This is a genomic window from Phycisphaerales bacterium (assembly GCA_035627955.1).
In the GTDB taxonomy this organism is placed as follows: Bacteria; Planctomycetota; Phycisphaerae; order Phycisphaerales; family UBA1924; genus JAEYTB01.
In genome coordinates this window covers 356,361-369,038 of sequence record DASPKU010000007.1, presented here as the reverse complement: position 1 = coordinate 369,038, position 12,678 = coordinate 356,361, and the positions used below count along the sequence as shown (strand labels likewise).

Below are 12,678 nucleotides of genomic sequence, written 5' to 3'. Positions count from 1 at the left end.
CACCCGCCCGACCAACCCCGGCGACGCCACGCCCCCCCCGCTCAACGAAGAGCACATGCTCGAGTGGATCGAGGGCAAGCTGTCCCGCATCGAGGAGAGCAACCGCTCAGCCTCCACCCGCGCCGGCGTCTCCGAGCGGGTCCGCCAGATGCAGGCCAACCGGCGCGCCCTCCAGTCCCTGGGCGACGAGCGAGCCCCCGCCGAGCTGATGGACCGCGTCATGGCCGCCCTCGAGCGCGACGCCCTGGTGGGCCTGACCAACGGCGACAACGTCAGCGACCACCCGCCGATCAACATCGCGACGCGCACAGTGACCAAGCGGGGCAACGGCGCCCTCCACCGCATGGCCCCGCAGCTGGCCCTCGCCGCGGGCCTGCTGCTGCTGGTCGGCGGCGCCGCCTACTGGGGCTCGGTCCTCGTCAAGCCCAAGCCCATCGGCCCCATCGCCACCCACAACCCCACCGCGCCTGACGCCGGCGATGCGGCCACCAAGCGCGAGCACGAGCGGATGCTGGCAGAGGGCACGACCATCGCCGACGAGCCCTCCTCGCGCGATGCGACGACCATGGCGATGACCGCCCCGGCGCCCGCGCCAGAGGAAATGACCGACGAGCGCATCCTCCGCCTCGCCCGCGAGGGCCGGCTGGTGATCCGCGTCGGCGCCCGCGATCTGAGCAAGCTCGCGCAGGTGGAGGCGATGGACACCCTCAAGGACGGCCGCACCTGGCGTCTCTCCAAGGACGTGCCGCAGGAGGTCGTGGTGGCCCTCGCTCCCGCTCCCCGCAGCCCCAGCTCTGTCGCGACCGAGGCCCAGGCGCCATTGATCACCTCCAGGGACCCGGTGAACCCCTTCATCACCAGAGGCGCGCCCGGCTTCCCCGCCCCCGTCCTCGGCGAGTTCACGCCCACCACGCCGCGCACCTACCTCGTGGACTTCCCCGACACCCGCAAGTCGCTCGACGCGATCAAGGCCACCCTCGCCGACCGCCTCAAGGCTGAGGTCGAGTTTGAGGAGATGCCCTTCGACCTCTCGCTCCCGCGCGTCGAAGACCCCGAGGCCGTGCTCTGGTGGACGCTGCCGCCCACCAGCTGGACGCAGCGCGTGACGGTGCCGGTGGTGATCGAGTCGAAGTAAGTGATGTGCCACGATCACGTCCTCGTGATCGTGCTCGCACGAAGTGCAACCGTCGCGACCGGCCCGACAGGCACGATCATGAAGCATGATCGTGGCACTTCCGGACCTACCCCACCACGAAGTTCACCATCTTCCCCGGCACCACGATCACCTTCTTGATCGCCTTGCCCGCGATCAGCTCCTGCACGCGCGGGTCCGCCTTCGCCGCGGCCTCGATCGCCGCGCCGTCGCTGCCCGCGGGCACGGTGATCTTGCTCCGCAGCTTGCCCATGACCGACACGGGGATCTCGATCTCGTCGTCGGCCGCGAGCTTCTCGTCGGCGATCGGGAACCGCTCGTACACGATCGACCGCCGCTCCGCCTTCGGGTCCCGGGGCAGCCGCATCACGCGGTGCCACAGCTCCTCCGCCAGGTGCGGGGCCAGCGGCGCCAGCATCAGGATCAGCGGCGCCGCGACGCTCACCGGCACCGCCGGCAGCGACCCCAGGTGGTTGTTCAGCTCGATGAGCTTGCTGACGACGGTGTTGAAGCCCAGCGACTCCATGTCGCGCCGCACGCCGATGATCGTTTTGTGCAGCAGCCGCAGGCTGGCCCGGTCCGCCTCCACCTCCGCGCACCGCGAAACGCCCGTGCCCTCATCGATCAGATTCCGCCACACCTTCTGCAGGAACCGGTACGAACCGATGATGTCCCGCGTGTTCCACGGCTTGCTCGCCTCGAGTGGCCCCATCGCCATCTCGTAGACGCGCAGCGTGTCGCAGCCGAACTCCGTGAACATCTCGTCCGGCGACACGGCGTTCTTCAGGCTCTTGCCCATCTTGCCGTACTCGCGGATGACCTGTTCCCCGTCGTAAAGCCACGGCCCGGGCGAGTCCTTGAGCTCGGTCTTGAACTCCATGAAGTTGCGGCCCTGCGCGTCGGTCACCTTGAAGGCGTCGACGTAGATCTCTCGCGGGTCCTTGAAGGCAAACTCCTGGATGTACCCCTGGTTGAACAGCTTCTGAAACGGCTCGGGCGTTGACACGTGCCCCAGGTCGAACAGCACCTTGTGCCAGAACCGCGCGTAGAGGAGGTGCAGCACCGCGTGCTCGACGCCCCCGACGTACAGGTCAACGCCGCCGGTCGCGCCGCTGCTGCCCATCCAGTACTGGTCCACGTGCTTGTCGACGAACGCCCGCGGGTTCGCCGGGTCCAGGTACCGCAGGTAGTACCAGCACGACCCCGCCCAGTTGGGCATGGTGTTCGTCTCGCGCGTGTACCGCTTGGGCCCGTCGCCCAGGTCGAGCGTCACGCTCACCCACTCGCGCGCCCGGTTGAGCGGCGTCCGCACCGGGGCGTCGGGGTCATCGCTGGTCTCGGGCCGGAAGTCCTCGAGCTCGGGCAGCAGCAGCGGCAGCATCGAGTCGGGCAGCGCGTGGGCTACGCCGGCCTCGTCGTACACCACCGGGAACGGCTCGCCCCAGTACCGCTGCCGGCTGAACAGCCAGTCCCGCAGCTTGTACGTCACCGCCCTCCGCCCCGCGCCCCGCTCCTCCAGCGACTTCGTGATGGACGCCTTGGCCTCGGGCGTGGGCAGCCCGGTGATCGAGAAGTACGTGCCCGACGAGTTCACCGCCGTGCCGTGCTCGGTGAAGGCGTGCCCCAGCTTGCGGTAGTACGCCGCGCTCGCGAACACGCTCTTGAGCTCGTCGGCGCTGCGCACGTCGATCTTCTCGAGGGTCTTGAGCCACTGGCCCTGCACCTTGCCGCGCCCGCTCTGCTTGGCCGAGTCGGTGGGCTCGCCGCGCCGCTTGCGCACGATCAGCAGCGCCTCCTCGTACGGGTACTTCTGCTCGCTGGTGATAACCAGGCCCATGAAGTCGGCCAGCTGCTCGCGCCAGTATGCCGGCGCCGCGCTGTTCTGGTAGGCGTGCTGGGCGAAGTGCCGCAGGGCCAGCACGTCCGGCGGGTACACCACGTCGCGGATCGGCAGGTTAAGCGCCTGGGCGAACTCAAAGTCGCGCTCGTCATGCGCCGGCACCGCCATGATCGCGCCCGTGCCGTACCCCATCAGCACGTAGTCGGCGATGAAAACCGGGATCGGCGTCCCCGTTGCTGGGTTGATCGCGTACGCCCCCGTGAAGACGCCTGTCTTCTCCTTGGCCTCGGTCCGCTGCTCGTCCGTCTTGCCCTTGGCGTACGCGCGGTACGCGGCGATCGCCTCGCTGGGCGTGCCGTACCCGCCCGCCGGCGCCCCCGGGAACACGCCGCGCCACTCCTTCTGCACGATGGTCGTGGCCCCGGGCTTGAGCCACTGCGCCGGCGCGATCCGATCCACCAGCGGGTGCTCGGGGCTGAGCACCATGTACGTCGCGCCAAACAGCGTGTCGGGGCGCGTGGTGAAGACCGTCACCTTTTCAGCGACATCCTCGAGCTCAAACTCAACGTGCGCGCCCTCGCTCTTGCCGATCCAGTTCCGCTGCATCAGCTTGATCGGCTCGGGCCAGTCCACCTTCTCCAGGTCACTCAGCAGCCGGTCCGCGTACGCGGTGATCCGCATCATCCATTGCCGCAGCGGCCGCTTGTACACGGGGAAGTTCCCGCGCTCGCTCCGCCCCTCGGCCGTGACCTCCTCGTTGGCCAGCACCGTCCCCAGCATCGGGCACCAGTTGACCGGCACGTCGGACAGGAACGCGAGCCGCCGCCCGTCGACCTCCGCCCGCCGCTCGCCCTCGCTCAGCTCCTTCCACGCCCGCCCGCTGCTCGTGGCCACCGCGCCGGACTCAAACGCGCGCACCAGCTCCGCGATGGGGCGTGCCTTCCCCGCCTTCTCGTCGTACCAGCTCTCATAAATTTGCTTGAAGATCCACTGCGTCCACTTGTAGAAGTCCGTGTCCGTCGTCGACACGCTGCGGTGCGGGTCGTGCCCCAGCCCCAGGCGCGTGAGCTGCTGCCGCATCGTCGCGATGTTCCGCTCGGTGCTCACCCGCGGGTGCGTGCCCGTCTGGATCGCGAACTGCTCCGCCGGCAGCCCGAACGCATCGAACCCCATCGTGTGCAGCACGTTGTACCCCGCCATCCGCAGGTACCGCGCATAGATGTCCGTCGCGATGTACCCCAGCGGGTGCCCAACGTGCAGCCCCACGCCGCTGGGGTAGGGGAACATGTCCAGGATGTACTTCTTTGCCTTGCTCGCGTCGAACCCCGGCTCGCCCGGGTTGGGCGTGTAGTACGTCCGCTGCTCCGCCCACAGCTGCTGCCACCGCCCCTCGATCTCCTGCGCCAGCGCGGCGTTATAGCGGTGGGGGGGCGTATCGCCCTGGTTCTTCGCGGAGTCAGTCGTCTTCGCGGCATCACTCATGGGACGCCACTTTAGGGACCCACCCGCCCGCTTTGCCCCCCAATTACAGCATCACCGCTTGAACGGCTTCGGCTCGATCGCCTGCGCCGGCGGCCCGTACTTCTCCCGCAGCAGCCGCTTGGCCTCGCCCGCGATCGCGAACGACCCGGTGATCAGGATGATGTCCTTGTCCCGCGACGCCACCGCGTTCCCCGCGCTGCGGATCGCCTCGGTCAGGTTGCTCACGTGGTGCGCCATCTTCCCGCCCAGCTCCACGAACTTGCGGTGCAGCTCCCGCGGGTCCGCCGCCCGCCCGCTGCCCTCGGCCTTGGTGAAGAAAATCTTGTCCGCACCCGTCGCCACCGCGCTCAGCAGCGCCGGCACGTCCTTGTCCGCCGCGCACCCGAACACCACCACCATCGAGTCATACCGGATGTGCGAGCCCACGGCCTTCATCAGCGCCTGCATCGACTCGGGGTTATGCGCCCCGTCGATGTACACCCGCGGGTGCGTGTGCACCAGCTCCAGCCGCCCGTTGACCACCGTCCGCGAGAGCCCCGTCGCCACCTTGCCCTCGGGCGTCTCGATCCCCCGCTCCCGCAGCCGGTCCAGGATCGCCAGCGCCAGGCCGCAGTTGAGCGCCTGGTGCTCGCCCTTGAGCGGCACCGGCACGTGCTCGAAGTTGCTCCGCGGGCTGCTCAGGCACACCCGCGCGTGCGGCCCGATGTTGTGGCTCGCCTCCAGGCGGTAGGTAAAGTCGATCTCCTGACCGAGCACTTCCAGGCGCGTCTGCACTTCCGCCGCCTTGGCCCGCAGCACCTCCATCACCTTCTCGTGCTGCGGCACCGTGACGCACGGCACGCCCGCCTTGATGATGCCCGCCTTCTCCGCCGCGATCTTCTCCAGCGTGTCCCCCAGGATCGCGGTGTGCTCCAGCTGAATGGCCGTGATCGCCGTCACCTCCGGCATGATCACGTTGGTCGCGTCCACGCGCCCGCCCATCCCCACCTCAACCACCGCGATATCGACTGCTTGCTCGGCGAAGTACTGGAACGCCACCGCCGTGAGGAACTCGAAGTAGGTCACCTCGCCAAGCCGCTTGGGCAGGTCCTCCGCCGCCGCGGCCGCCCGCTCCAGCAGCTCCGCGAACTCGCCCCCCGCGATCTCCTTCTTATTGATGCGGATCCGCTCGGTCAGGTTCACCAGGTGCGGGCTGGTGTACAGCCCCACGGTCAGCCCGCATGCCTGCAGGCCCGCCGCGGCCATCTCACACACGCTGCCTTTGCCCTTGCTGCCCGCCACGTGCACCGTGCGGATCGCCTTCTGCGGGTCGCCCAGCGCCGCCATCAGCGCCGTCATGCGGTCCAGGTTGAACACCTGCACCGCGTCCACCTGCGAAGGGCGGGTCTGCTCCACGTTCACGCGCGTGCGCAGGAACTCCATTGCTTCGTCGAAGGTCTCGAAACCCTTCGTCATCGCTGACTTCCGCGGCTTGTTCGACACGCCGTCCCCCACCTGCACCCCTCGTCCATACCCGCCCACCCGTGCTCCACTCTCCGTCACTTGCGACATCTCGTTCGATGGTAGCAGGAAGCGCGCAAAACCAAAGCGCGTTGACCACTGGTTCTTCACCCCACCAACGCGTGCCGGTCACAACCCGAATCCGCGCAAGGCGTTGACTCTGTGCGCCACGCGCACTACGTGCCAGCCGCGAAGTGGATACAAGACCCGAGCGCAAGCTCCGGAGTGCCCCTGCTTCTTGTTTTCAGCCCAGGCGCGAGCGCTTGCTGCCAGACACCGCCTTACTGATCCAGCAGCGGCACCAGCGTGATGTAGTCCGTCACCGCCCGCGCGCCCCCGCACTCCTGCACCAGCCGTGCCACCTGACCCCGGTGGTACGTCGAGTGGTTGAACACGTGCGTGAGGATGTCGTCCAGCACCCGCACCTTCGCCTCGCCCTCGCTGCTGGTGTAGCCCACCGTGGTCCCAAGGTCCCCGTCGCTCAGCGCGTGCAGGAACTCCGCCCATTCGCGGTCCTGCTCCTGGGCCGCGAGTCGCGTCTGCTCGAGCGTCCACACCGGGAACCAGTCCTTGGGGTTCTCGTAGGGCCGCCCCTCCACCCGCGCCAGCCACACGAACCGGGCCAGCTGCACGTGCGACATCACCGCGATCGCCCGCTCAAACCCAGGGTGCCGCCGCCCCTCCGCAGGCACGCTCTCGATCGACGTCAGTGCCCGTCGCGTCGCCTCCACCTCGTACGCCAGCAGCCGCCCATACCGCGAAACACCCGTGTGCACCGTCGAGTTCATGGCTGGTCCTCCTCGATGGAATACCAAACACGGAGGCACGGAGATCACGGAGGCAAGACTGCTTGATTCTCACCCTTGATGCCTGAATGCCACCTGCCCCGATGCCTCTCTTCCACCCGCCTCTTCCCGCCCCGCCCGCTCTCCGTGCCTCCGTGTTTTGTCTTCCTTTTTAGTGCTCGTGCTCGTGATCGTGCTCGCCCTGCTCAATCACCTCACCCGCCGACGCCATCGCCGCCTTCATCTCCGCCACCGCCTGCCGTAATCCAACATACACCGCACGGCTCACAATCGCATGCCCAATGTGCAGCTCCGATACCCCGGGCAGCCCTGCGATCGCCTTCACGTTCTGGTAGTTCAGCGCATGCCCCGCGTTGAACCGCATCCCCGCCTCCAGGATCGCGTTCCCCGCCCGCAGCACCCGCTCCAGCTCACCGAACACCTCATCCCGCATGAGGTCCCCGCCGTGCCGCGCAAACACCTCGGCCCAGGGCCCCGTGTGCACCTCGCACACGCTGAACCCCGCCTTCGCCGCGGCCTCCACCTGCCGCTCCTCCGCATCGATAAACGCCGACACCAGGCACCCGCCATCCTTCAGCCGCGCCACGATGTCCGTGAGCCGCGCCAGCTGCCCCGCGACGTCCAGCCCGCCCTCGGTCGTCACCTCCGCCCGCCCCTCGGGGACCAGCATCGCCGAGTGCGGCCGGATCCGCCGCGCGATCGCCACCATCTCGTCCGTCGCCGCCATTTCAAAGTTGAACCGCACCCGCACATACGGCCGCAGCAGCTCCACATCGCGATCAGTGATGTGCCGCCGGTCCTCCCGAAGGTGCACCGTGATCCCGTCCGCGCCTCCAAGCTCCGCCTCATGCGCCGCCCGCACCGGGTCCGGCTCACCAAACTCCGGCGCATTGCGGTACCGCGCCTGCCGAACCGTCGCGACGTGGTCGATGTTCACGGAGAGGAGGGGCATGCCGCGATGATACGAGCCTGCGTTTCCTGAGCCCCGGTAGGGGCGGCCGAAAGTAGCCCAGGGTGGAGCGAGTCCTTGAGCGGAACCCTGGGTCCGAGGTGCGCAGCCTCAGAGCCCCGGAGGGGCGGCCCTCCCTCAACCCTTCGCCCGTAGAGCCCTCTCGATCTTCTGAACAGTCGCAGGCGTCGCGGTGTGCTTGCCCGCCTCGATCCGGCACAGCGTTTCCACCCGGATCCCCGCCTTCGATGCAAGCTCCTTCTGAGTCAGGCCGGCATCGATCCTCGTCCGCATGATCTTGCGGGCCAGCGATGCGCGACCAAACGCCACGGCCGCCACCTCCCCGCGCTTGTTCGCCCGCGGCAGGGGCGGCAACTTCGCAAGCGCGCTCAGCCGTTCAAACTCTTCTCGTGGCAGAACCACGTACTCGCGTCCATCCAAGTTCAGATTGGCCCTATCCATGCTCCACCTCAGTCGTAAAACCCATCCCGCTTCCCGATCTGGACGACTGTCACCAGGGCGTTCCGCCCCGCGCCCTCAACCGTAAACAGCACGCGGTAGTCACCAGTACGGACGCGGTAGTACCCCGCGAGTTCGCCCCTGAGGGGCTTCGCCCCGCTCACCGTCGGCCAGTCCTCCAGCCGCTCGAACACCCGCACGACCCGTGCATGGATCGTGAGCGGCAGCGCTTCCAGCTGCTCCTGCGCCTCGGGTGTCAAGACGACATCAGCCACAATGCAACGCTACCAGCACTTGACATCGTATGTCAATCGGCGGCCAGGCGGTTGACAAGCTCAGGGCTTCCTGATCGCCTTCCCCTCCACCGTCAAGCTCGCCGCCTTCCCCTTCTTCTTCCGCTTCCACCCAAACGGCAGCACCTCGCGCACTACAAACACCAGCGCACACGCGGCCACCGCCGTCACCACCCAAAACTGCCAATCCCCCCACGGCATCACGCACCCCCCAGCCCGGCCAGCACCTGGTACACGACCAGCGAGGCTACGTACGCCACCCCCGTCATCCACCCCAGCTGCAGCAGCGCCCACTTGAGACCCCCCGCCTCCCGCGCCGTCACCGCCAAGGTCGGCAGGCACTGCATCGCCAGCACGTAGTACACCAGCAGCGACCAGCACACCGCCATCGTGAACACCGGCGTCCCGTCGTCCCGCTTCGCCGCGGCCACTTCCGCCAGCACGCCCTCGTCCTCCGCATCCTCCGACCCCGTCGTCACCACTGCCATCGTCGACACGAACACCTCACGGGCCGCGAAGCTCGCCATCACGCCCACGCTCAGCTGCCGGTCATACCCCAGCGGCCGGAGCACGGGCTCCACCGCCGTGCCGATCCGCCCCAGGAACGAGTGACGGCTCGCGTGCTGGTGCTCCATCCGCTCTGCCGCGCCCACAAGCTCCTCCGCCTGCTCGGGCGAACTCGCCTCCACCGCCGCCGCCTGCTCCCGCATCTGCACAGCCGCCGCGGGCGGCTCCACCCGTGGGTACGCCCCCAGCCACCACAGCACGATCACGATCGCCAAAATGTTCGTCCCCGCGTTCCGCACGAACACGAACGCCCGGTCCCACGTCCCCAGCAGCGCCGTCCGCACGCTCGGCCGCTTGTAGCTCGGCAGCTCCAGCGCCATCGGTCGCCCCTTGCCCTTCAGGATCGTCCGGCGGAACAGCAGGCTCGTCACCAGCGCCGCCACGATCCCCAGCACATAGCAGCCCGTGAACGCCACCGCCCCCATCAATGGCCGGTCCGCGAACAGGATCGACGTCAGCAGCACGTACACCGGGATCCGCGCCGAGCAGCTCATGAACGGTGCCACCAGGATCGTCGCCAGCCGCTCCCGCCGGTCCGGTATCGCACGGCACGCCATGATCCCCGGAAGGGCGCACGCGTGGCTCGAAAGCAGCGGCATGAACGAGTGCCCGGGCAAGCCAAACGGCCGCAGCACGCGGTCCATCACGAACGCCGCGCGCGCCAGGTACCCCGTGTCCTCCAGCAGCGAGATCAGCAGGAACAGCAGGCAGATCTGCGGCAGGAAGATCACCGTCGCGCCCACCCCCTGCACCACGCCGTGCGACAGGAAGTCGCTCAGGATGCCCGCGGGCAGCACCGAGTCCAGCCACGCCGTGGCCTTGCCGAACACCGTGTCGATCAGCCCCATCGGGATCTGCGCCAGCGTGAAGATCACCCAGAACAGCCCCGTCATCACCGCCGCGAACACCACCAGCCCCAGCACCGGGTGCGTGAACACGCGGTCCAACCGGTCCGTCAGCGTGTCCATCCCCACCGCCACCGCGTTGGGCCCGGTCTCCACCACCGCCGTCGCGGCGTCATACGTCTCATCCGCCCACCGCTCCACGCCCTCGCGCGTCCCCGGCGGCGTGCGGTTCGGCACGCGGGCCGCGCACAAGGCAGTCCGCAGCTCCTCCAGCCCCTCGCCGCTCCGCGCGCTGATCCCCACCACGCGGCAACCCAGCCGCTCCTCCAGCATCGCCAGATCAATCACCAGCCCGCGCCGGCGCGCCAGGTCCATCATGTTGACCGCCACCACCGTCGGCAGCCGCCGCCGCAGCGCCTCCCCCGCCAGCACCAGGTTCCGCGCCAGGTTCGTGCCGTCGACCACCACCAGCACGCCGTCGGGCGCCGTCGCCTCCCGCCCCGGCGCCGCCAGCGTCCCCGCCAGCACCCGCCGGCACACCTCCGCCTCGCTCTGCTCCAGCTCCAGCGAGTAGACCCCCGGCAGGTCGATCAGCTCGAACGCGCCGTCATCGACACGCACCGTCCCCCGCCGCGCCTCCTGCGTCGTCCCCGGGAAGTTCCCCGTCTTGTGCCGCAGCCCCGACAGCCGGTTGAACAGCGTCGTTTTCCCCGTGTTCGGATTGCCGATCAGCGCGATGCGCGTCGGCAGAGCGGGCTTCAGCCCTTGCTCCACGGCCCCGCTGCCCGTTGCGACAGTGCTCATCCGCCCTCGACGCTGCCCACGAGGACCTTCTCCGCCAGCGGCCGCGCCAGCCCGATCCGGCACACGCACCCGCCCTTGCGACCGCAGCTCTCGCCCCCGCCCATGACCTCAACGATGCACGGCTCGCCCAGCCGGCACAGCCGCACCCGCGCCTCCAGCCGCAGCCCCATAGCCCGCAGCAGGTCCGCATCCCCAGCGTCCAGACTGGTGGTCCGTACGACCGCCGTCTGACCGGGCTTGAGGGTCGTCAGCGCGACATACGAGACCGGGGCGCAAGCTCCGGACGTATCCGCCTTTACAGAGTCGCCCAGACGCGGTGCCGACGCCCCGACAGACACCCCGCACGTCACCACCACCGGCGTTTCGCCCGCGGCCCCGCAGCATTCGTCACAGCCTGCGCCCATGCAAGTCCTCAACCGGCGGCAGCCAAACCCCGCCCAAACCGGGGGTTCCAGCTCACCACCTCAAACGGTAGCGCAGTTGAGACTCACTCGCAACATTCCCCTCTCACCCCACCCTGATTCCTCGCCGATAATAAAGTGACGCGAGCCCGCACCGCACCCCGCCAAGCCCACCTCTATGTCCACAGCCAACCCACCACCCGCATCTATCACTGTGGGCATGGTCACCAACGTCCTCACGCCCTACTGGGTGCACCTCTTCCTCCGCTTCGCGCGCGAGATCCCTGGTGTCAAGATCGCCACCTGCTCGCTCTTTGAGGAGGGCGATCAGCCCTGGTCCCTGGAAGAAGTCGCGGAGATCCACCCGTACTGCGTCGGCCCCGGCGAGGGCGTCCGCACCCGCACTCTGGCCGACACGATCGCCGACTACCGCAAGGCCCAGCGCGTCACCCGCTGGATTCAGCAGAGCAACATCGACGCCGTCGTCATCGGCGGTTACGCCGACGTCTGCCGCGCTCTGGTCATCCGCTGGTGCCACAAGCACAACATCACCGTGCTCGTGTTCGCCGACAGCAACGTCCGCTCCACGCGCCCCGGCGGCCTTAAAGGCTGGCTCAAAAAATGGTTCCTCTCCGCCATTCGCCGCATGGTTGATGGCGTCCTCGTCTGCGGCCGCAACGGTGCCGACTTCTTCACCTTCTACAACTTCCCCCCCGAGTGCATCCACATCTGCCCCGTGGAGCCCGACTACCAGCTCATCCAGTCGCTCACCGAAGCGGACATCGCACCCGTCCTCGCCCGCTACAACCTCGATCCCGCCCGCAAGCGCATCGTCGCCTGCTCGCGCCTGATCGACATCAAGCGCGTCGACCTCGCTATCGACGCCTTCGCATCCATCGCCACGAAGCGCCCCGACTGGGACCTCGTCATCGTCGGCAGCGGCCCCCTCGAGCCGCAGCTCAAGGCCCGCGTCCCCGCCCACCTCCGCTCCCGCGTGATCTTCACCGGCTTTGTGGGCAGCCAGAAGGACGTCAGCGCCATCTACCGCGCTTCCCACGTGCTCGTCCACCCCGCGGAGTACGAGCCCTACGGCCTCGTCATCTGCGAGGCCGTCGCCGCCGGCATGGCCATCGTCGTCAGCTCCATCACCGGCGCCGCGCCCGAGGTCGTTGGCGAGGGCGTCAACGGCCGCATCTTCCCCGTCGGCAACCACCGCCTCCTCACCACCGCCCTGCTCGATGCCACCGACGAGCGCCGAAACCCTGTGTACCGCGCTAACTCCCTGGGCATGCTCCAGGACTGGCGCCGGCGGGCCGACCCAGTCCGCGGCCTCGCCGCCGCGCTCGCCGCGATGGGCCTCTCCATTGAGGCTCTCTCCCAGCCCGACCACCCGGTCGCGCCGCTGGTCCAGCTGGCGACCACGGCCCCAATGATCTAACCCGAGCCGGGTTGCTGTGCACCCCCATCCGAGTGGGCCGATGCTGCCGCGAGCCGCGAGAGACGCCGCGCATCCACCTCCAGCCAGACGACTTACAACCAATCTCCCACTTCGCTGGCCGCCCGCAAAACCCGGGTGCAT

11 protein-coding genes are annotated in these 12,678 nt (G+C 68.6%); 2 read left to right on the top strand and 9 right to left on the bottom strand.

Translation table 11 applies throughout. The features are described from left to right. Nucleotides 1-1,135, top strand: a 1,135-nt coding sequence (locus VD997_07690; GenBank protein HYE61865.1) for a hypothetical protein, incomplete at its 5' end; no start/stop codon positions are given. Between the two features lie 106 nt (nucleotides 1,136-1,241). Here VD997_07690 and VD997_07685 read toward each other — a convergent pair. The 9 genes from VD997_07685 to VD997_07645 all read right to left on the bottom strand — a co-directional run bounded on the left by VD997_07685 (nucleotide 1,242) and on the right by VD997_07645 (nucleotide 11,102). Beyond that, nucleotides 1,242-4,475, bottom strand: a complete 3,234-nt coding sequence (locus VD997_07685) for a class I tRNA ligase family protein (GenBank protein HYE61864.1) — start codon at nucleotides 4,473-4,475, stop codon at nucleotides 1,242-1,244. A 51-nt stretch (nucleotides 4,476-4,526) separates the two neighbouring features. Then, entirely contained in the window at nucleotides 4,527-6,026 is a 1,500-nt protein-coding gene (locus VD997_07680; protein HYE61863.1) for a folylpolyglutamate synthase/dihydrofolate synthase family protein, read from the bottom strand. A 230-nt stretch (nucleotides 6,027-6,256) separates the two neighbouring features. Then, nucleotides 6,257-6,763 (bottom strand): DinB family protein, encoded by a 507-nt coding sequence (locus VD997_07675; protein HYE61862.1) that lies wholly within the window; start codon nucleotides 6,761-6,763, stop codon nucleotides 6,257-6,259. Nucleotides 6,764-6,932: 169 nt separating this feature from the next. Then, complete coding sequence (locus VD997_07670) at nucleotides 6,933-7,733, bottom strand: pyridoxine 5'-phosphate synthase (GenBank protein ID HYE61861.1); 801 nt, start codon at nucleotides 7,731-7,733, stop codon at nucleotides 6,933-6,935. 135 nt (nucleotides 7,734-7,868) lie between these two features. Beyond that, nucleotides 7,869-8,192: a helix-turn-helix transcriptional regulator gene (locus VD997_07665; protein ID HYE61860.1), complete on the bottom strand. Its 324-nt coding sequence runs from the start codon at nucleotides 8,190-8,192 to the stop codon at nucleotides 7,869-7,871. An 8-nt stretch (nucleotides 8,193-8,200) separates the two neighbouring features. Beyond that, nucleotides 8,201-8,464 (bottom strand): type II toxin-antitoxin system RelE/ParE family toxin, encoded by a 264-nt coding sequence (locus tag VD997_07660; protein ID HYE61859.1) that lies wholly within the window; start codon nucleotides 8,462-8,464, stop codon nucleotides 8,201-8,203. A 60-nt stretch (nucleotides 8,465-8,524) separates the two neighbouring features. Next, nucleotides 8,525-8,683 carry a hypothetical protein gene (locus VD997_07655; GenBank protein ID HYE61858.1) on the bottom strand — a complete coding sequence of 53 codons (159 nt, stop codon included), beginning with the start codon at nucleotides 8,681-8,683 and terminating at the stop codon, nucleotides 8,525-8,527. After that, the gene (locus tag VD997_07650) at nucleotides 8,683-10,698 is read right to left on the bottom strand and encodes a ferrous iron transporter B (GenBank protein HYE61857.1); all 2,016 of its coding nucleotides are present in this window, start codon (nucleotides 10,696-10,698) and stop codon (nucleotides 8,683-8,685) included. Before VD997_07650 ends, VD997_07655 begins: the two co-directional genes overlap by 1 nt. Further along, nucleotides 10,695-11,102, bottom strand: a complete 408-nt coding sequence (locus tag VD997_07645) for a FeoA family protein (protein ID HYE61856.1) — start codon at nucleotides 11,100-11,102, stop codon at nucleotides 10,695-10,697. The genes VD997_07650 and VD997_07645 overlap by 4 nt, the downstream gene beginning before the upstream one ends. A gap of 217 nt (nucleotides 11,103-11,319) precedes the next feature. Here VD997_07645 and VD997_07640 point away from each other — a divergent pair, with 217 nt between their 5' ends. Next, nucleotides 11,320-12,537 (top strand): glycosyltransferase family 4 protein, encoded by a 1,218-nt coding sequence (locus VD997_07640; protein HYE61855.1) that lies wholly within the window; start codon nucleotides 11,320-11,322, stop codon nucleotides 12,535-12,537. The last annotated feature ends 141 nt before the right edge of the window (nucleotides 12,538-12,678 follow it).